Annotated in this window: 15 protein-coding genes; 12 read left to right on the top strand and 3 right to left on the bottom strand. The window is 59.9% G+C overall.

Going from position 1 to position 19,246, the window contains the following annotated elements; translation table 11 throughout:
• Positions 1-20 precede the first annotated feature (20 nt).
• From apaG to LUB09_RS21135, 7 genes are all read left to right on the top strand, one after another.
• On the top strand, positions 21-401 hold the full coding sequence (apaG, locus tag LUB09_RS21165) for a Co2+/Mg2+ efflux protein ApaG (protein WP_209985501.1): 381 nt from the start codon (positions 21-23) through the stop codon (positions 399-401).
• On the top strand, positions 401-1,246 hold the full coding sequence (locus LUB09_RS21160) for a symmetrical bis(5'-nucleosyl)-tetraphosphatase (RefSeq protein ID WP_209985504.1): 846 nt from the start codon (positions 401-403) through the stop codon (positions 1,244-1,246). Before apaG ends, LUB09_RS21160 begins: the two co-directional genes overlap by 1 nt.
• A gap of 9 nt (positions 1,247-1,255) precedes the next feature.
• Complete coding sequence (gene glpE, locus LUB09_RS21155; RefSeq protein WP_209985507.1) at positions 1,256-1,585, top strand: thiosulfate sulfurtransferase GlpE; 330 nt, start codon at positions 1,256-1,258, stop codon at positions 1,583-1,585.
• A gap of 284 nt (positions 1,586-1,869) precedes the next feature.
• Complete coding sequence (locus tag LUB09_RS21150; RefSeq protein WP_003194732.1) at positions 1,870-3,792, top strand: PrkA family serine protein kinase; 1,923 nt, start codon at positions 1,870-1,872, stop codon at positions 3,790-3,792.
• Positions 3,793-3,896: 104 nt separating this feature from the next.
• Positions 3,897-5,168, top strand: a complete 1,272-nt coding sequence (locus LUB09_RS21145; protein WP_057006670.1) for a YeaH/YhbH family protein — start codon at positions 3,897-3,899, stop codon at positions 5,166-5,168.
• Complete coding sequence (locus LUB09_RS21140) at positions 5,165-6,730, top strand: SpoVR family protein (protein WP_209985511.1); 1,566 nt, start codon at positions 5,165-5,167, stop codon at positions 6,728-6,730. Before LUB09_RS21145 ends, LUB09_RS21140 begins: the two co-directional genes overlap by 4 nt.
• A gap of 63 nt (positions 6,731-6,793) precedes the next feature.
• On the top strand, positions 6,794-8,020 hold the full coding sequence (locus LUB09_RS21135; RefSeq protein ID WP_231423603.1) for a multifunctional CCA addition/repair protein: 1,227 nt from the start codon (positions 6,794-6,796) through the stop codon (positions 8,018-8,020).
• A gap of 6 nt (positions 8,021-8,026) precedes the next feature.
• Here the strand turns inward: LUB09_RS21135 and folK are convergent, their stop codons facing one another.
• Positions 8,027-8,551, bottom strand: a complete 525-nt coding sequence (folK, locus tag LUB09_RS21130) for a 2-amino-4-hydroxy-6-hydroxymethyldihydropteridine diphosphokinase (RefSeq protein ID WP_209985517.1) — start codon at positions 8,549-8,551, stop codon at positions 8,027-8,029.
• Positions 8,542-8,895 (bottom strand): dihydroneopterin aldolase, encoded by a 354-nt coding sequence (gene folB, locus LUB09_RS21125; RefSeq protein ID WP_209985521.1) that lies wholly within the window; start codon positions 8,893-8,895, stop codon positions 8,542-8,544. Before folB ends, folK begins: the two co-directional genes overlap by 10 nt.
• A gap of 74 nt (positions 8,896-8,969) precedes the next feature.
• Between folB and plsY the strand changes: the two genes are divergently transcribed.
• Positions 8,970-9,539, top strand: coding sequence for a glycerol-3-phosphate 1-O-acyltransferase PlsY (gene plsY / locus LUB09_RS21120; protein ID WP_231423602.1), 570 nt, complete (start codon positions 8,970-8,972; stop codon positions 9,537-9,539).
• A 33-nt stretch (positions 9,540-9,572) separates the two neighbouring features.
• Here the strand turns inward: plsY and tsaD are convergent, their stop codons facing one another.
• On the bottom strand, positions 9,573-10,598 hold the full coding sequence (tsaD, locus tag LUB09_RS21115; protein ID WP_231423601.1) for a tRNA (adenosine(37)-N6)-threonylcarbamoyltransferase complex transferase subunit TsaD: 1,026 nt from the start codon (positions 10,596-10,598) through the stop codon (positions 9,573-9,575).
• A gap of 203 nt (positions 10,599-10,801) precedes the next feature.
• On the opposite strand from tsaD, the gene rpsU reads away from it, so the two are divergent.
• The 4 genes from rpsU to LUB09_RS21095 all read left to right on the top strand — a co-directional run bounded on the left by rpsU (position 10,802) and on the right by LUB09_RS21095 (position 19,232).
• Positions 10,802-11,017 (top strand): 30S ribosomal protein S21, encoded by a 216-nt coding sequence (gene rpsU, locus LUB09_RS21110; RefSeq protein ID WP_002551877.1) that lies wholly within the window; start codon positions 10,802-10,804, stop codon positions 11,015-11,017.
• Between the two features lie 444 nt (positions 11,018-11,461).
• Positions 11,462-13,432: a DNA primase gene (gene dnaG / locus LUB09_RS21105; RefSeq protein WP_231423618.1), complete on the top strand. Its 1,971-nt coding sequence runs from the start codon at positions 11,462-11,464 to the stop codon at positions 13,430-13,432.
• A gap of 67 nt (positions 13,433-13,499) precedes the next feature.
• On the top strand, positions 13,500-15,353 hold the full coding sequence (gene rpoD, locus LUB09_RS21100; protein WP_231423600.1) for an RNA polymerase sigma factor RpoD: 1,854 nt from the start codon (positions 13,500-13,502) through the stop codon (positions 15,351-15,353).
• Between the two features lie 135 nt (positions 15,354-15,488).
• A complete protein-coding gene (locus LUB09_RS21095; RefSeq protein ID WP_231423599.1) occupies positions 15,489-19,232 on the top strand; it encodes an EAL domain-containing protein in 3,744 nt (1,247 codons plus the stop codon).
• Positions 19,233-19,246 lie beyond the last annotated feature (14 nt).

Raw genomic sequence — 19,246 nt, 5'->3', positions numbered from 1 at the left:
TTGCTTTTAAGGCCTCTTGCATGTCCGATCCTCGTTACCAGATCGACGTCAGCGTCGTCACCCGCTTTCTGGCGGACCAATCCCAACCCGAGCACAACCGCTTCGCCTTTGCCTACACCGTCACAGTGAAGAACAACGGCCTGGTGCCGGCCAAGCTGCTGTCGCGCCACTGGGTGATTACCGACGGCGACGGCCAGGTCGAGGAAGTACGCGGTGCAGGCGTGGTCGGCCAGCAGCCATTGATCGACAGCGGCGCCAGCCACACCTACAGCAGCGGCACGGTGATGACCTCAAGGGTCGGCACCATGCAAGGCTCGTATCAGATGAAAGCCACCGACGGCCAACTGTTCGACGCCATCATCAAGCCGTTCCGCCTCGCCGTGCCCGGGGCCCTGCACTGATGGCGACGTACGCGGTCGGCGACCTGCAGGGCTGCCTGGATCCCCTCAAGCGCCTGCTGGAGCGCGTGGCCTTCGACCCGGCGCAAGATCGCCTGTGGCTGGTCGGCGACCTGGTCAACCGCGGCCCGCAGTCACTGGAAACCCTGCGCTATCTCTATGGCCTGCGTGATTCGCTGGTGTGCGTATTGGGCAACCATGACCTGCACCTGCTGGCGGCCGGCCGTAACATCGAGCGCCTGAAAAAGGGCGACACCCTGCGCGAAATCCTCGAAGCGCCGGACCGTGCCGAACTGCTGGAATGGGTGCGCCGGCAAAAAATCATGCATTACGACGAAGCGCGCAACATGGCGCTGGTGCATGCGGGCATTGCGCCGCAGTGGACGCTGAAGAAAGCCCTCAAGTGCGCCGCCGAAGTCGAAATTGCCCTGGCCGACGATAACCTCTATACCGCCTACCTCGACGGCATGTACGGCAATGAGCCGGTCAAATGGGACAATGACCTCACCGGCGTGGCACGCCTGCGGGTGATCACCAACTACTTTACGCGTATGCGCTTCTGTACGGTCGACGGCAAACTGGACCTCAAGACCAAGGAGGGCGCTGACAGCGCGCCGCCTGGCTACAAGCCCTGGTTCGCCCACAAGGAGCGCAAGACCCGCGACACGAAGATCATCTTTGGTCACTGGGCCGCCCTCGAAGGCAACTGCGATGAGCCCGGCGTATTCGCCCTCGACACCGGCTGCGTGTGGGGCGGCGCCATGACCCTGATGAACATCGATACCGGCGAGCGCCTCCGTTGCCAGTGCCAATCCCCTCTCCCACCACAAACGGCCGCCCAGCCCTAGGAGCCCGCCATGAGCGAATTCAAACGTATCCCCCCCGCACAAGCCCAGGCCCTGCGCGAGCAAGGCGCCGTGGTGGTCGATATTCGTGACCAGCCCACGTACGCCGCTGCTCACATCAGCGGCGCCCGGCATCTGGACAACGTCAATATTCAAGACTTCATCCGCGCCGCCGATTTCGACGTGCCGCTGATCGTGGCCTGCTACCACGGCAACTCCAGCCAGAGCGCCGCCGCTTACTTGGTCAGCCAAGGCTTCTCCGACGTCTATAGCCTGGACGGCGGCTTTGAGCTGTGGCGTGCGACCTATCCCGCAGAAATTTCCTCGGGCGATCCGCAATAATTTTTTTCACACCCCGCCACCCCGCGTGATGCTTGGGCTTGCGCCGTTTCTGACGAACGGCGCGGGCAAACTAATTTCGCATCACGCCTTGACCTCCACAATTCCGAACTATCCTTAAGCGCAGGCCATCCAAATCAGGGGAGAGCCGGTACACCGGCGCACGGGTCATCGGTAGCGTTTCAGGGTGTTCTGGGGGGAAACAGCCATTGGTGTCTGCCAATGGTTGCCAGCATCGACTGATTGATCCGGCGTCGGCTCCACGTATCGAGCGAGGTGACGACGTCATGAGTATCTTTAGCCACTTCCAACAACGCTTTGCGTCCACACAGCAGGAAGAACTCACGCTTCAAGAGTATCTGGAGCTGTGCAAACAGGACCGCAGCACCTATGCGTCGGCCGCCGAGCGCCTGCTATTGGCGATCGGCGAGCCGGAGCTGGTGGAGACCGCGAACAATTCACGCCTGTCGCGAATATTCTCCAACAAGGTGATCCGTCGCTATCCGGCCTTTGAAGACTTCCACGGAATGGAAGAATGCATTGACCAGATCGTCTCCTACTTCCGCCACGCCGCCCAAGGCCTGGAAGAAAAGAAACAGATTCTTTACCTGCTCGGCCCGGTGGGTGGCGGTAAATCCTCCCTCGCCGAGAAGCTCAAACAGCTGATCGAGAAGGTCCCCTTCTATGCCATCAAGGGCTCGCCAGTGTTCGAGTCGCCCCTGGGGTTGTTCAACGCCACGGAAGATGGCGCGATCCTCGAAGAAGACTTCGGCATCCCTCGGCGCTACCTCAACACCATCATGTCGCCCTGGGCCACCAAGCGCCTGGCCGAGTTCGGTGGTGATATCAGCCAGTTCCGCGTGGTCAAGCTCTACCCTTCGATCCTCAACCAGATCGGGGTCGCCAAGACCGAGCCCGGCGACGAAAACAACCAGGATATTTCGGCGCTGGTGGGCAAGGTCGATATCCGCAAACTCGAAGAATTTCCGCAGAACGACGCCGATGCCTACAGCTACTCGGGCGCACTGTGCCGGGCCAACCAAGGCCTGATGGAGTTCGTGGAGATGTTCAAGGCGCCGATCAAGGTGCTGCACCCACTGCTCACCGCCACCCAGGAAGGCAACTACAACAGCACCGAGGGCCTGGGGGCGATTCCGTTCACCGGGATCCTGCTGGCCCACTCCAACGAATCGGAATGGCACACCTTCCGCAATAACAAGAACAACGAAGCCTTCATCGACCGGATCTACATCGTCAAAGTGCCGTACTGCCTGCGCGTCAGCGACGAGATCAAGATCTACGACAAGCTGCTGTTCAACAGCTCCCTGGCCAAGGCTCATTGCGCGCCTGACACCCTGAAGATGCTCGCGCAGTTCACCGTGCTGTCACGCCTCAAGGAGCCGGAAAACTCGAATATCTATTCGAAGATGCGCGTATACGACGGCGAAAATCTCAAGGACACCGACCCCAAGGCCAAGTCGATCCAGGAATACCGCGACACCGCGGGCGTGGACGAGGGCATGAACGGGCTGTCGACGCGCTTCGCGTTCAAGATCCTGTCCAAGGTCTTCAACTTCGACCCGCACGAAATCGCCGCCAACCCGGTGCACTTGCTGTATGTGCTGGAGCAGCAGATTGAACAGGAGCAATTCCAGGCCGAAACCCGCGAACGCTACCTGCGCTTCCTCAAGGAATACCTGGCGCCGCGCTATATCGAATTCATCGGCAAGGAAATCCAGACCGCGTATCTCGAATCCTACAGCGAGTACGGCCAGAACATCTTCGACCGCTACGTGCTGTACGCCGACTTCTGGATCCAGGATCAGGAATACCGCGACCCGGAAACCGGCGAAATCCTCAACCGCGTGGCTCTCAACGAGGAACTGGAAAAAATCGAAAAACCGGCCGGCATCAGCAATCCGAAGGATTTCCGCAACGAAATCGTCAACTTCGTACTGCGCGCCCGCGCCAACAACAACGGCAAGAACCCCACTTGGCTCAGTTACGAGAAGCTGCGCGTGGTCATCGAGAAGAAAATGTTCTCGAACACCGAGGACCTGTTGCCGGTCATCAGCTTCAACGCCAAGGCCAGCAAGGAGGATCAGCAAAAACACAACGACTTCGTCACACGCATGGTCGAGCGAGGCTATACCGACAAACAGGTACGACTGCTGTCGGAATGGTACCTACGGGTCCGGAAATCGCAGTGAGAGCAGTAGCTGCAAGCTTCTAGCTACAAGCTGCAAGAGAACAGCGCACGCCGTTCCAACTTGCAGCTTGCAGCTTACGACTTGAAGCTCCCCGGAGGGGCCCCATGAGCTATGTGATCGACCGACGCCTCAATGGCAAGAACAAGAGCACGGTAAACCGGCAGCGTTTCCTGCGGCGTTACCGTGACCACATCAAAAAGGCTGTGGAAGAAGCGGTCAGCCGCCGCTCCATCACCGATATGGAGCATGGCGAGCAGATCAGCATTCCCGGGCGGGATATCGACGAGCCGGTGCTGCACCACGGGCGCGGCGGCAAACAGACGGTCGTGCACCCGGGCAACAAGGAGTTCACCACCGGCGAACATATCCAGCGACCGCAGGGTGGCGGTGGCGGCAAGGGTGCGGGCAAGGCCGGCAACTCCGGCGAAGGCATGGACGAGTTCGTGTTCCAGATTACCCAGGAAGAATTCCTCGAGTTCATGTTCGAGGATCTGGAGCTGCCCAATCTGGTCAAGCGCAACCTCACCGGCACCGACACCTTCAAGACCGTGCGCGCGGGGATCAGCAACGAAGGCAACCCCTCGCGCATCAATATCATCCGCACCCTGCGTTCAGCCCACGCGCGGCGCATTGCGCTGTCCGGCAGCAGCCGCGCCAAACTGAGGGAAGCCAAGGAAGAACTGGCGCGGCTCAAACGCGAAGAACCGGACAATTTCGGCGATATCCAGCAGATCGAGGCGGAAATCGAAAAACTCAGCGCGCGTATTCATCGTGTGCCGTTTCTCGATACCTTCGACTTGAAATACAACCTGCTGGTCAAGCAGCCCAATCCCAGCTCAAAGGCCGTGATGTTCTGCCTGATGGACGTGTCCGGCTCCATGACCCAGGCCACCAAGGACATTGCCAAGCGCTTCTTTATCCTGCTGTACCTGTTCCTGAAGCGGAACTACGACAAGATCGACGTGGTGTTCATCCGCCATCACACCAGCGCCCGGGAAGTGGACGAGGAAGAGTTCTTTTACTCGCGGGAAACCGGCGGCACCATCGTCTCCAGCGCCTTGAAGCTGATGCAGGAGATCATGGCCGAGCGCTATCCGGCCAATGAGTGGAATATCTACGCGGCCCAGGCTTCCGACGGTGACAACTGGAACGATGACTCACCGATCTGCCGCGATATTCTGATCAACCAGATCATGCCGTTCGTGCAGTACTACACCTACGTCGAAATTACCCCCCGTGAGCACCAGGCCCTGTGGTTCGAATATGAGCGCATCGGCGAAGCCTTTGCCGACACATTTGCCCAGCAGCAACTGGTCTCGGCCGGCGATATTTACCCGGTCTTCCGTGAACTCTTCCAGCGCAGGTTAGTGACATGACCGCCAAAAAAGAGACTAGACGCCAACCCCTTTCCACCGGGTCCGAGTGGACCTTTGAACTGATCCAGGCCTATGACCGGGAAATCAGCCGCATTGCGGCGGGTTATGCGCTGGACACTTACCCCAACCAGATCGAAGTGATCACCGCCGAACAGATGATGGACGCCTATGCCTCGGTAGGCATGCCGCTGGGTTACCACCATTGGTCCTACGGCAAACACTTCCTCAGCACCGAGAAATCCTACACCCGTGGCCAGATGGGCCTGGCCTACGAGATCGTGATCAACTCCGACCCATGCATCGCCTACCTGATGGAAGAAAACACCATCTGCATGCAGGCGCTGGTGGTCGCCCATGCGTGCTATGGACATAACAGCTTCTTCAAGGGCAACTACTTGTTCCGCACCTGGACGGATGCCAGTTCGATTATCGATTACCTGGTATTCGCCAAGCAGTACATCATGCAGTGCGAGGAGCGCCACGGCATCGATGCGGTGGAAGACCTGCTCGACTCCTGCCATGCGTTGATGAACTACGGGGTCGACCGCTACAAACGCCCGTACCCGATTTCTGCCGAAGAAGAACGCCTGCGCCAGGCTGAGCGCGAGGAGCATCTGCAGAAGCAGATTAACGACCTGTGGCGCACCATTCCGAAAAAGGCCGGCAAAAACAACGACAAGGATAATGCGCGCTTCCCCGCCGAACCTCAGGAAAACATCCTCTATTTTCTGGAAAAACACGCGCCACTGCTTGAGCCCTGGCAGCGTGAAATCGTGCGCATTGTGCGCAAGATCGCCCAGTATTTTTATCCACAGCGCCAGACTCAGGTGATGAATGAAGGCTGGGCAACCTTCTGGCACTACACCCTGATGAACGACCTGTACGACGAAGGCCTGGTCACGGACGGCTTCATGATGGAGTTCCTCACCTCCCACACCAGCGTAGTGTTCCAGCCCGGCTTCGACAGCCCTTATTACAGCGGCATCAACCCTTACGCCCTGGGCTTCGCGATGTACCGCGATATACGGCGCATGTGCGAGCACCCCACTGAGGAGGATCGCCGCTGGTTCCCGGAAATAGCCGGCAGCGACTGGCTGTCGACCATCAAGTTCGCCATGAGCAGCTTCAAGGACGAGAGCTTTATCCTGCAGTACCTGTCGCCTCAGGTGATCCGCGATCTCAAGCTGTTCAGCATCATGGATGACGACCTCAAGGACGATCTGGTGGTGCCGGCCATCCACGATGAACCGGGCTACCGCACCATCCGCGAAACCCTGGCGGCGCAGTACAACCTGGGCAATCGCGAGCCCAACGTGCAGATCTACAGCATCGATGTGCGCGGTGATCGCTCGCTGACCCTGCGTCACCAGCAGCACGACCGCAAACCCTTGGGCGAGTCCACCGAAGAAGTCCTCAAGCACCTGCACCGGCTGTGGGGCTTCGACATTCACCTGGAAACCCTGCAGGGCGATCAAGTGATGAAAACCCATCACGTGCCACCGCGCAGCGATCACGGTGATGGCGACTATGGCCGTCTGGATTTGGCAGTCGTTCATCTCTGAAACGGCAAAGCCTCCATTGGTCAGGCACAGGCGGTATCCTGTGGCGCTAATGGAGGCTTTTTCATGAAAATCTACACAGTCGGCGGCGCCGTACGCGACCGCTTGCTGGGCATCAAGGTTACCGATGTCGACCGCGTGGTGGTTGGCGCGAGCGCCGAAGAAATGCTCGCCAAAGGCTACAAGCCGGTAGGCGCAGACTTCCCGGTATTCCTTGACCCTAAGAACGGCGACGAGTACGCCCTGGCCCGCACTGAACGCAAAAGTGGCCGGGGCTATGGCGGTTTTGTGTTTCACGCCAGCCCCGAAGTGACGCTGGAAGAAGACCTGATCCGTCGCGACCTGACGATCAACGCCATGGCGGAGGACGACGACGGTAATGTGATCGATCCGTATCACGGCCAGCGCGACCTGCAAGCCCGTATTCTTCGCCACGTTTCCCCCGCGTTTGCCGAAGATCCGTTACGTGTGCTGCGCGTGGCGCGCTTTGCCGCACGGTATGCGTCCCTGGGTTTTACCGTCGCGCCGCAGACCCTGGAACTGATGCGCCAACTCAGCGAGTCCGGCGAACTGGAAGCGCTGACACCCGAGCGCAGTTGGAAAGAAATCTCCCGCGCACTGATGGAGAATCAGCCCCAGGTATTTATCCAGGTGCTGCGCGACTGCGACGCGCTGAAAACCCTGATGCCGGAAGTGGACGCCCTGTTCGGCGTGCCGCAACCCCAAGCCCATCATCCGGAAATCGATACCGGTGTGCACACATTGAGCGTGCTGGAACAAGCCGCCGTGCATCATCAACCGCTGACAGTGCGCTGGTCCTGCCTGCTGCACGACTTGGGCAAGGGCACCACGCCTGGGGATAAGTTGCCGCAGCACATTGCCCATGAACAACGGGGTTTGAAGCTGATCAAGGCAGTGAACGAACGCTTCAAGGTGCCGAAGGATTGCCAGGAGCTGGCATTGCTGGTGGGTCAATATCATACCCACGGCCACCGTGCGCTGGAGCTTAAAGCCTCGACGTTGTTGGAGTTGCTGCAAAGTTTTGATGTGTATCGTCGGCCGCAACGCTTTGAAGAGTTTGTGGTGAGCTGCGAAATGGATGCGCGTGGCCGCAAGGGACTGGAACAGAGAAGTTATCCACAAGCAGATTATTTACGCGGCGCAGCGAAGGCGGCGCGCGAGGTGCCAGTGGCGCCGCTGCTGGAGAAAGGCTTCAAAGGCCCGCAATTGGGCGAGGCATTGAAGCGCGAACGGCTCAAAGCACTGCAGGCCTACAAATCACTGCAGACCTGAGCTTGCTCACGCCTGCAGGAGGGTTGCGGGCGTGAGTGGCTGGCCCTGCCATTCGAACCCGACCGGCGCCAGCACCTGGTCGATCTGTGCATCACGCCACAGCTCGGCCATGGTCCTGCGGGCCAGTGGATGCACGCGTTCCGGTGCCATCATCGACAGCGGCCACAGAACGAAAGCGTTGGTCAGGATCTCTGCGCGCGGCAGGATCAAACCGTCGAAATCCCCCACCAGCTCGCCGTACAGCAATACGTCGATGTCCAGCGGCAAGCCTTTGCGGCCGGGTGCATAGCGGCCGTTTTCGGCCTCGATGAGTTTCAGCCTGCGGTCCAGTTCCTTCAGCGGCAGGTCGGTATATGCCGACACCACCAGGTTGAAAAAAGGCCCGCTCTTGATGCCAACCGGCTGGCTTTCGAACACCGCCGAGCAACGCATCTGCGTCAGAAAGCTCGCCAATGCATCCAGCCCGGCACACAAACGCAACTCGCGCTCGATATTGCTGCCAAGGCCGAGGTAAACCTGAGTCAGCGACATCCGCGCTCGATCTCCACGCCCACGCCCCTGGCAGCCGGTACGGCGCCTGGCTTGGTCAACTTGAGGTGCAACCAGGGAATCTGGAACTCGCTCATCAGCACCTGCGCCAGGCGCTCGGCGAAGGTTTCCACCAGCTGGTACCGGGACTCGTCGGCAAAGGCCTGGATACGTGCGGACACGCTGGCGTAATCCAGCGCCAGGGTCAGGTCGTCACCGGCCGCGGCCGGGCGATTGTCCCAGGCGAAACTCAGGTCCAGACGCAGGCATTGCTTGATGCCGCGCTCCCAGTCGTAGGCGCCGATCACCGTGTCGACTTCCAGGCCTTCGATAAACACTCTGTCCAAGCACTCTTCTCCGCAGCACGACAAGGGCGCGATGCCCCGTTAGAATCAGGGCGTCCTCGCCCGGAATAGTTAGCATGTTTTGGTCACTGGCGGTTTTCGCCTACCTGCTCGGCTCGCTGTCCTTCGCCATTGTGCTCAGCCGCCTGACGGGAAATCCCGATCCGCGAATGAGTGGCTCAGGCAATGCCGGCGCCACCAACATGTTGCGTCTGGCCGGCAAGAAACTTGCCGTATTGACCCTGCTGGGTGACGTCTGCAAGGGCCTGGTGCCCGTGCTGATTGCCAGCCTCGCCGGCCTGGCCCTGCAACAGCAGGCCTGGGTGGGCGTATGCGCCGTCCTGGGCCATCTGTTTCCCCTGTACTTTCGCTTTCGCGGCGGCAAAGGCGTCGCCACGGCGGCCGGCATGCTGCTGGGGATCTACCCACCCGCGGCTTTGCTGGCCATGACGGCCTGGCTGCTGACGTTCTACCTGACCCGCACCAGCTCCCTGGCCGCGCTGATCGCCACGCCGCTCACCCTGCCATTGCTGGCCTGGCAGGCGCCGGCAGCGCTGTTGCCGATGAGCGTGCTGACGCTGCTGATCGTCTGGCGCCACCGCGGCAATCTACGCGACCTGTTTGCCGGGCGCGAACGGCATTTTTAAATACGCCCGGTGAACCCGGTTCATGCGCAAGCCTTACAACGGTGACAACTGCTCCATCGGCCAGCGCGCCTGCACGCTGATCGCCAGGCTTTCATGCTGCCCGGCCTGCAGGCGCTGGCAGCCGGCGTAGGCGATCATCGCGCCATTGTCGGTGCAGAACTCGGGGCGTGCGTAGAACACATCGCCCTTCATGTCACCGAGCATTTTTTCCAGCGAGGTACGCAAGGCCTTGTTGGCGCTGACGCCGCCAGCGATCACCAGGCGCTGCATGCCCGCCTGCTTGAGCGCGCGTTTGCACTTGATGGTCAAAGTTTCCACCACGGCCTGCTGGAACGCCAGAGCGATGTCGCAACGGGCTTGCTCACTGTCGTCCCCGGCGCTGACGCTTTGCTGCCAGGTGTTGAGTGCCGAGGTTTTCAAACCGCTGAAGCTGAACATCAGCCCCGGGCGATCACACATCGGACGCGGGAAGGTATAGCGACCGGCCACGCCCTTTTCGGCCAGGCGCGCGATTTCCGGGCCGCCAGGATAATTGAGGCCCATCATCTTCGCGGTCTTGTCGAACGCCTCACCGGCGGCATCGTCCAGGGACTCGCCCAACAGGGTGTATTGACCGATTCCATCGACCTGAACCAGTTGCGTATGGCCGCCCGACACCAACAAAGCGACGAACGGGAACTGCGGTGGTGTTTTTTCCAGCATGGGCGCTAGTAAATGGCCTTCCATGTGGTGCACACCGAGGGCCGGAATGCCCCAGGCAAATGCCAGCGCCTGCGCGCAAGAGGCCCCAACCAGAAGGGCTCCAACCAATCCGGGACCGGCGGTGTAGGCGATGGCATCGATCTCGGTCGGCACACAGCCGGCCTCGTCCAACACCTGCCGGATCAACGGCAGCATGCGCTTGACGTGATCGCGGCTGGCGAGCTCCGGCACCACGCCGCCATAGGCACGGTGCAAGTCGATCTGACTGAACAGTGCATCGGCCAAAAGCCCGCGTTCACTGTCGTAAAGTGCGACACCGGTTTCATCGCAGGAGGTTTCAAGTCCCAGTACTAGCATGGGTTTGCGCCTTGTAGAGGCTGAATTCGAAGGCGCGCATAATAGTCGCCACTCCCCCTCCCGCCTAGCGGTTTTCGATCAGAGGCTTTGCATTCCGGGCAATGAGGGGTTAACATCCGCAACCCTTAAAAACCGACGACCTCAGCCGCGAATTTTTTGCGACGAGAACGTTGAATCCCGGTAATGAAAGAAGGTAGCTCTGGATGCCAGCCGTCAAAGTAAAAGAGAACGAACCCTTCGACGTAGCTCTGCGTCGTTTCAAGCGCTCCTGCGAAAAAGCCGGTGTTCTGGCTGAAGTTCGTAGCCGCGAATTTTATGAGAAGCCAACTTCTGAGCGTAAGCGCAAGGCAGCAGCCGCTGTTAAGCGTCACGCCAAGAAAGTTCAGCGCGAACAGCGCCGCGCCGTTCGTCTGTACTAATACACAGACGTTCGTAGCAAGCTTCTGCCAAGCCCGGCCCTCAGCCGGGCTGTTGGCATTTGCGGATATCGCTTGATGCTTCACTGTTGACGCCGCACACGCGACCGATACAACCGCTTCACACGTCAGGACTGGCTCTTTTGCCAGCGGTGCGCGTCTCTTCTGACGAGCCTAACAAGGCTACTGACGAGCACACTTATTCTTCAAACAGACGATCAACCGTGTCGGCTGTGCCCATTGACGAGTTCCGAGGCCGCCCGCAGGCCAAGACCGGATACCGGGGCAACATTTCCATGCCGACTCCTGATAGAAACCTAACGTCAGAGAATGTTCGGCAGATACACTTCCTGACAATCCATGCAGACGCAAGCTGGTCGAGCACTCGATAGCTGCGCTTGAACACTTCATGGACCCCGATTGACACGCAGTGATGACGAGAACGCCATGGCCGGGCTGATTCCCCAGAGCTTTATTGACGACCTTCTGAACCGCACCGACATCGTCGATGTTGTCAGCTCACGCGTGCAATTGAAAAAAGCCGGCAAGAACTACACCGCCTGCTGCCCGTTCCACAAGGAAAAGACCCCGTCGTTCAGCGTCAGCCCCGACAAGCAGTTCTACTATTGCTTCGGCTGCGGCGCAGGCGGCAACGCCCTCGGCTTCCTCATGGACCACGACAACCTGGACTTCCCCCAGGCGATCGAGGACCTGGCTAAAGCCGCCGGCATGGAAGTCCCCCGCGAAGAGAGTGGCCGCCCGCACAAACCGCGCCAGCCCACCGATTCGCCGCTGTACCCGCTGCTGACCGCTGCCGCCGACTTTTATCGTCAGGCGCTCAAGAGCCATCCGCAACGCAAGGCCGCCGTCGACTACCTCAAGGGCCGCGGCCTCACCGGCGAAATCGCCCGGGACTTCGGCCTGGGCTTCGCGCCGCCCGGCTGGGACAACCTGTACAAGCATCTGAGCAGCGACACGCTCCAGCAAAAAGCCATGATCGATGCCGGCCTGCTGGTGGAAAACGCCGAGACCGGCAAGCGCTACGACCGTTTCCGCGACCGCGTGATGTTCCCGATCCGCGACAGCCGTGGTCGTATCATCGCCTTTGGTGGGCGCGTACTGGGCGACGACAAGCCCAAGTACCTGAACTCACCGGAAACCCCGGTGTTCCACAAGGGCCAGGAACTCTATGGCCTGTATGAAGCGCGCAAGAACAATCGCAACCTTGATGAGATCATCGTGGTTGAAGGCTATATGGACGTGATCGCCCTGGCCCAGCAAGGTTTGCGCAACGCCGTGGCGACCCTCGGCACCGCCACCAGCGAAGAACACCTCAAGCGGCTGTTTCGCGTGGTACCCAGCGTGCTGTTCTGTTTCGATGGCGACCAGGCCGGTCGCAACGCCGCCTGGCGCGCCCTCGAAGCTACGTTGTCGAGCCTGCAGGACGGGCGCCGCGCGCGCTTTCTGTTCCTGCCCGAAGGCGAAGACCCGGACACTTTGGTACGCGCCGAAGGCACCGATGCATTCCGTGCGCGCATCAACCAGCATGCACAGCCGCTGGCGGATTATTTCTTCCAGCAACTGACCGAGGAAGCCGACCCGCGCTCCCTTGAGGGCAAGGCCCACATGGCCACCCTCGCCGCACCACTGATCGACAAGGTGCCCGGCGCCAACCTGCGCACCCTGATGCGCCAGCGTCTGCTGGAAATTACCGGGTTGAGCGGCGAGGCCGTCAGCCAGCTGGTGCACAGCGCGCCGCAGACCGCACCACCGGCCTATGATCCGGGCATGGACTACGATGCCATGCCGGACTACGCCGACTTTCACCCGCCGCAGGACGCCTATGCGCCGCAGCAGGACTGGACGCCAAAGAAACCCGGTGCCGGCGGCAAGAAGTGGGAAAAGAAACCCTGGAGCAAGAATTTCAAGCGCGGTGATCGCGACGAGGCTTATGCCCCGCGAACACCGGTCGCCGTCGAAGCACCCACGCTGATTGCTCTGCGCACGCTCATCCACCACCCGGAACTGGCGGGCAGGGTTGAAAGTGCCGAGCATTTTGCCAATGAGAGCAATACCTACGCTCAGGTGCTGATTGCCCTGATCGAAGCCGTGCAGAAAAATCCTAAGCTAAACTCCATCCAGTTGATGGCTCGTTGGCATGGCACCGAACAGGGCCGTTTGTTGAAAGCACTCGCAGAAAAGGAGTGGCTAATTGACGGCGATAACCTTGAACAACAGTTTTTAGACACCATTACTAGGTTATCTGCGGGTCAGCACACGCAGACCCTCGATGAGCTTATCAAGAGAGCAAGGCAGCCAGGATTGTCGGCTGAAGAGCAAATTCAGATAGCAAAACAGATGCGCGACCTATTAAAACAGAATGTTTCAGCATCAAACCCGACCTCAGCTGGCGTGTGAGGTCATAGCTCGGGTATAATCCTCGGCTTGTTTTTTGCCCGCCAAGACCTTCAGTGGATAGGGTGTTATGTCCGGAAAAGCGCAACAGCAGTCTCGTATCAAAGAGTTGATCACCCTTGGTCGTGAGCAGAAGTATCTGACTTACGCAGAGGTCAACGACCACCTGCCTGAGGATATTTCAGATCCTGAGCAGGTGGAAGACATCATCCGCATGATCAATGACATGGGGATCCCCGTACACGAGAGTGCTCCGGATGCGGACGCCCTTATGTTGGCCGACGCCGACACCGACGAGGCAGCCGCTGAAGAAGCCGCTGCCGCGCTGGCTGCGGTGGAGACCGACATCGGTCGCACGACTGACCCTGTGCGCATGTATATGCGTGAAATGGGCACCGTCGAGTTGCTGACGCGTGAAGGCGAAATCGAAATCGCCAAGCGCATTGAAGAGGGTATCCGTGAAGTGATGGGCGCAATCGCGCACTTCCCTGGCACGGTTGACCACATTCTCTCCGAGTACACTCGCGTCACCACCGAAGGTGGCCGCCTGTCCGACGTCCTGAGCGGTTATATCGACCCGGACGATGGCATTGCGCCGCCTGCCGCCGAAGTACCGCCACCGGTCGATCCGAAAGCCCCGAAAGCGGACGACGAGACCGACGACGAAGAGACTGAAGGCAGCAGCAGCGACGACGAAGACGAAGTCGAAAGCGGCCCGGATCCGGTTATCGCTGCACAGCGTTTCGGTGCGGTTTCCGATCAAATGGAAATCACACGCAAGGCCCTGAAGAAGCATGGTCGTTCCAACAAGCAGGCAATTGCCGAGCTGTTGGCCCTGGCTGAGCTGTTCATGCCGATCAAACTGGTACCGAAGCAATTCGAAGGCCTGGTTGAGCGTGTTCGCAGTGCCCTCGAGCGTCTGCGTGCACAAGAGCGCGCAATCATGCAGCTGTGTGTGCGTGATGCACGCATGCCGCGTACCGACTTTCTGCGCCAGTTCCCAGGCCATGAAGTTGACGAAAGCTGGACCGATGCGCTGGCCAAGGGCAAGGCGAAATACGCCGAAGCCATCGGTCGCCTGCAGCCCGATATCATCCGCTGCCAACAGAAGTTGACCGCGCTTGAGACCGAGACCGGCCTGACGATTGCCGAGATCAAGGACATCAACCGTCGCATGTCGATCGGTGAGGCCAAGGCCCGCCGCGCGAAGAAAGAAATGGTTGAAGCCAACTTGCGTCTGGTGATCTCCATCGCCAAGAAGTACACCAACCGTGGCCTGCAATTCCTCGATCTGATCCAGGAAGGCAACATCGGCTTGATGAAGGCTGTGGACAAGTTCGAATACCGTCGCGGTTACAAGTTCTCGACCTATGCCACCTGGTGGATCCGTCAGGCGATCACTCGCTCGATCGCTGACCAGGCACGCACCATCCGTATTCCGGTGCACATGATCGAGACGATCAACAAGCTCAACCGCATTTCCCGGCAGATGTTGCAGGAAATGGGTCGTGAACCGACCCCGGAAGAGCTGGGCGAACGCATGGAAATGCCTGAGGATAAAATCCGCAAGGTATTGAAGATCGCCAAAGAGCCGATCTCCATGGAAACCCCGATCGGTGATGACGAAGACTCCCATCTGGGTGACTTCATCGAAGACTCGACCATGCAGTCGCCAATCGATGTCGCCACCGTTGAGAGCCTCAAGGAAGCAACCCGCGACGTACTCTCCGGCCTCACTGCCCGTGAAGCCAAGGTACTGCGCATGCGTTTCGGCATCGACATGAATACCGACCACACCCTTGAGGAAGTCGGTAAGCAATTTGACGTGACCCGTGAGCGGATCCGTCAGATCGAAGCCAAGGCGCTGCGCAAGTTGCGCCACCCGACGCGAAGCGAGCATCTGCGCTCCTTCCTCGACGAGTGATACCAGAACCCCCGGCCCAGGCCGGGGGTTTTGCTTTCTGTACATGTCTTTCTACAGATTAACTGCCTCGCCTCTCCCTCCCCCCGCATTGCCCGTCTACACTCGAAATATTCCCCGTGCCATAACGAGACCGTTATGCCCAGACTGCCGACCGTGATACTGCTGTCGCTGCTGACCTGGACCGCAACGGCTGGCGCGTTGACGCTTACTGATGAAGAGCGTGGCTGGCTGTCGGACCATCAGGAGCTGAAACTCGGTGTGGACCCTTTATGGCCACCGTTTGAATACCGTGATGAAAATGACCGTTACCAGGGCCTTGCGGCCGATTATATTCGCCTGATACAGGATCGCCTGGGCGTCAGGGTCAAACTGATCGAGCCTGGAAGTTGGAGGGCGGTTCTCGATCTGACGAAAGACAATCAGCTCGACCTGCTGCCTGCCGTCATGTCCACCCCTGAGCGTCAAAGCTTCATTGCGTTCACGCGGCCTTACCTGGACTTCCCCATCGTCATCCTGGCCCATGAGGGTGGCGCCAAACCGCGCAACCTTCAGGACCTGTACGGGCTGAAGATTGCCGTGGTGGAAAACTATGCGCCCCATGAGCTGCTGCGCAGCCACCATCCCGACCTCAATCTGGTCGCCATGCCCAATGTCAGCTCGACCTTGCAGGCGCTGGCCACCGACGAGGTGGATGCGGTAGTCGGAGACCTGGCTTCCAGCGTCTGGAGCCTGCGCCAACTCAAGCTGGAAGGCCTGTACGTCAGTGGCGAAACGCCCTATCGCTATCAACTGGCAATGGGTGTGCCGCGCGACAACAAGGTCCTGGTGGGCATCCTCGACAAGGTGCTCGCCGACCTCACCCCCGGCGAAACCGAAGCCATCCAGCAACGCTGGGTAGGCGGCATCAACGATCACCGCACTTTCTGGAAAGACCTGTTGACCTACGGCCTACCCGCCGTATTGCTGCTGATCACCGTATTGGCCATCGTGATTCAGATCAATCGCCGGCTCAGTTCGGAAATTTCCCGCCGCGTCGCCCTCGAACAGGAACTGCGCAGCAGCGAATACCACTACCGCGGCCTGGTGGAGAGCCTTTCCGCCATCGCCTGGGAAGCCAGCGTTACCGATTTCACCTACAGCTACGTGTCGCCCCACGCTGAGGATTTACTCGGCTACCCCCGTGCCCATTGGCTGATCCCGGGCTTCTGGCGCAATATCATTCACCCCGCCGACCTGACCCGCGCCGAAGCCTATTGCAACCGTGAAACGCGCGCCAACCGTGACCACAGCATTGATTACCGGGTTATCACCGCCGACGGCCGCTGCCTGTGGGTGCGTGACATCGTGAGCCTGATCGAACACGGGCACGAACCCGTGCTGCGCGGGTTGATGATCGATATCAGCGAAGCCAAGCGCACGGAAGAAGCCCTGCAGCGCTCCGAACAGAAATTCGCCTCGGTGTTCCAGCAATGCCCGGACATCCTGGTGATCGCGCGCCTTTCCGACGGCTGCCTGCTCGAGGTGAACAAAGCCTTCGAAGACCAGATTGGCCTGAGTGCCGAGCAGGTAATCGGCAAGGCCGGTACCGAGCTGGATATCTGGGGCATTCCCGGCATCGGCTCGGAGTTGCTGAAGCGCGTCCAGACCACCAGTATCCGCAACCTGGAACTGCCCTTCCGGCGCAGCAATGGCCAGGCGTTCATCGGGCTGATTTCCGCCGAACCGTTCCTGCTCGATACCACGGAAGCCATCGTCGTCGTGGTGCGCGATATCACCCAGCTCAAGGAAACCCAGCAACAGCTGCAAACCTCCGAAGAGAAGTTCGCCAAAGCCTTCCATGCCTCGCCCGACGGCTTGTTGCTGAGTCGCCAGCGGGACGGCCTGTTGATTGAGGTCAACGAAGGCTTCAGCCGTCTCACCGGCTACACCTCCGCCACGTCTCTGGAACACTCAGCCATGGAGCTGGGCATCTGGGTCGATCTCAACGAACGCAAACACATGCTGGATCTGATACGACGCGACGGCTTCGTGCGTGACTTCATTTGCCACATACGGCGCAGCGACGGGGAGATCCGGCTTTGCGAAGTGTCCAGCCGGCCCCTGCCCATCGGTGATGAAGCCTGCATATTGACCATCGCCCGCGACATCACCGAACGTCAGTTGATGCAGGAGAAACTGCAACAGGCCGCGACCGTGTTCGAAAGCACCGCCGAAGGCGTGTTGATCACCGACACCTCGCAGAACATCAGCGCAGTCAACCGCGCGTTCAGCGAAATCACCGGCTACAGCGAGGCTGAAGCCTTGGGCCAAACCCCGCGTCTGCTCGCCTCCGGCCAGCACGACAGCGCGTTCTTCGCTGCGATGTGGCACCAGTTGGCCGCCCATGGGCATTGGCAAGGCGAGATCGCCAACCGTCGCAAGGATGGCGAGGTGTACCCCAGCTGGCTGACCATCAACGCCGTGCGTAATCGCGACGACGTGATCACCCACTTCGTTGCCGTGTTCGCCGATATCTCCAGCCTCAAACTTGCCCAGGCCCGCCTCGATTACCAGGCGCACCACGACCCGCTCACCGGCCTGCCCAACCGCACCCTGTTTGAAAGCCGGCTGCAGGCCGCTCTCGATGGCCACCAGGAAACCGGCCAACAAGGCGCCGTTCTATTCCTCGACCTGGACCGTTTCAAACACATCAATGACAGCCTCGGCCACCCCATCGGCGACCTGCTGCTCAAAGGCATCGCCGTGCGCCTCAAAGAACAACTGCGCGACATCGACACCGTTGCGCGCCTGGGCGGCGATGAATTCATCATCCTGCTGCCCGGCCTGCAAAACGCCAGCGACGCCGACTACCTGGCCAACAAGCTGCTCGCCTGCTTCACGCAGCCGTTCCAGGCGGGCGAACACGAGTTCTTCATCAGCGCCAGCATCGGCACCAGCCTGTACCCCGAGGACGGCACCGACGTCGCCACCCTGGTCAAGAATGCCGATGCCGCCATGTACCGCTCCAAAGCCAAGGGCCGCAACCGGGTCGAAAGCTACACCAGTGACCTGACCACCCAGGCCAGCGAACGCGTGGCACTGGAACACGAACTGCGCCGCGCCATCGAGCGTGACGAACTGAGCCTGTATTACCAACCCAAGCTGAGCCTGACGAGCCAGGAACTGATCGGCGCCGAAGCCCTGATCCGCTGGCACCACCCTACTTTTGGCGACGTGCCGCCCGAACACTTCATCGCCCTGGCCGAAGAAAACGGCACCATCCTGCAGATCGGCGACTGGGTGCTGGAACAAGCCTGCCAGCAACTGCACGCCTGGCAGGGCACCTTCGACACATTCGGCCCGCTCTCGGTCAACCTCGCCGGCGCACAACTGCGCAGCCCCAACCTGCTGGCGCGCATCGAACAACTGCTGCACGACTACCACCTCGACCCCGGCTGCCTGCAACTGGAGATCACCGAAAACTTCATCATGAGCCAGGCCGAAGAGGCCCTGAAAGTGCTGCACCAGCTCAAACACCTCGGCGTGCAACTGGCAATTGACGACTTCGGCACCGGCTACTCCTCCCTCAGCTACCTCAAACGCCTGCCCCTGGACTTCCTGAAAATCGACCAGTCCTTCGTCCGCGGCCTCCCCGATGACCCCCACGACGCCGCCATCGTCCGCGCCATCATCGCCCTGGGCCACAGCATGCAATTCACCATCATCGCCGAGGGAGTGGAGAATGCGGCGCAGCAGGATTTCCTGGCGGCGGAAGGGTGTGAACAGATGCAGGGTTACATCGTGAGCCTGCCATTACCGCCGGGCCTTTTTGCCGAGGCGTTTCTTCGTACGAAGATTGAGAATTTTACGGATGGCACAGTGAAGAAACCGTCGTTATAATCCGCGACCTACTG

The organism is Pseudomonas sp. Leaf59 (assembly GCF_920984685.1).
Lineage (GTDB): Bacteria > Pseudomonadota > Gammaproteobacteria > Pseudomonadales > Pseudomonadaceae > Aquipseudomonas.
This window is presented reverse-complemented; position numbering and strand designations above follow the sequence as displayed.

Bases quoted from the DNA above. Each gene is read 5' to 3' on its own strand.
- LUB09_RS21140 (WP_209985511.1), top strand. From the start codon at position 5,165: ATGACCGCCAAAAAAGAGACTAGACGCCAACCCCTTTCCACCGGGTCC.
- LUB09_RS21135 (WP_231423603.1), top strand. From the start codon at position 6,794: ATGAAAATCTACACAGTCGGCGGCGCCGTACGCGACCGCTTGCTGGGC.
- LUB09_RS21150 (WP_003194732.1), top strand. From the start codon at position 1,870: ATGAGTATCTTTAGCCACTTCCAACAACGCTTTGCGTCCACACAGCAG.
- glpE (WP_209985507.1), top strand. From the start codon at position 1,256: ATGAGCGAATTCAAACGTATCCCCCCCGCACAAGCCCAGGCCCTGCGC.
- plsY (WP_231423602.1), top strand. From the start codon at position 8,970: ATGTTTTGGTCACTGGCGGTTTTCGCCTACCTGCTCGGCTCGCTGTCC.
- dnaG (WP_231423618.1), top strand. From the start codon at position 11,462: ATGGCCGGGCTGATTCCCCAGAGCTTTATTGACGACCTTCTGAACCGC.
- LUB09_RS21095 (WP_231423599.1), top strand. From the start codon at position 15,489: ATGCCCAGACTGCCGACCGTGATACTGCTGTCGCTGCTGACCTGGACC.
- rpsU (WP_002551877.1), top strand. From the start codon at position 10,802: ATGCCAGCCGTCAAAGTAAAAGAGAACGAACCCTTCGACGTAGCTCTG.
- LUB09_RS21160 (WP_209985504.1), top strand. From the start codon at position 401: ATGGCGACGTACGCGGTCGGCGACCTGCAGGGCTGCCTGGATCCCCTC.
- folK (WP_209985517.1), bottom strand. From the start codon at position 8,551: ATGTCGCTGACTCAGGTTTACCTCGGCCTTGGCAGCAATATCGAGCGC.
- apaG (WP_209985501.1), top strand. From the start codon at position 21: ATGTCCGATCCTCGTTACCAGATCGACGTCAGCGTCGTCACCCGCTTT.
- tsaD (WP_231423601.1), bottom strand. From the start codon at position 10,598: ATGCTAGTACTGGGACTTGAAACCTCCTGCGATGAAACCGGTGTCGCA.
- rpoD (WP_231423600.1), top strand. From the start codon at position 13,500: ATGTCCGGAAAAGCGCAACAGCAGTCTCGTATCAAAGAGTTGATCACC.
- LUB09_RS21145 (WP_057006670.1), top strand. From the start codon at position 3,897: ATGAGCTATGTGATCGACCGACGCCTCAATGGCAAGAACAAGAGCACG.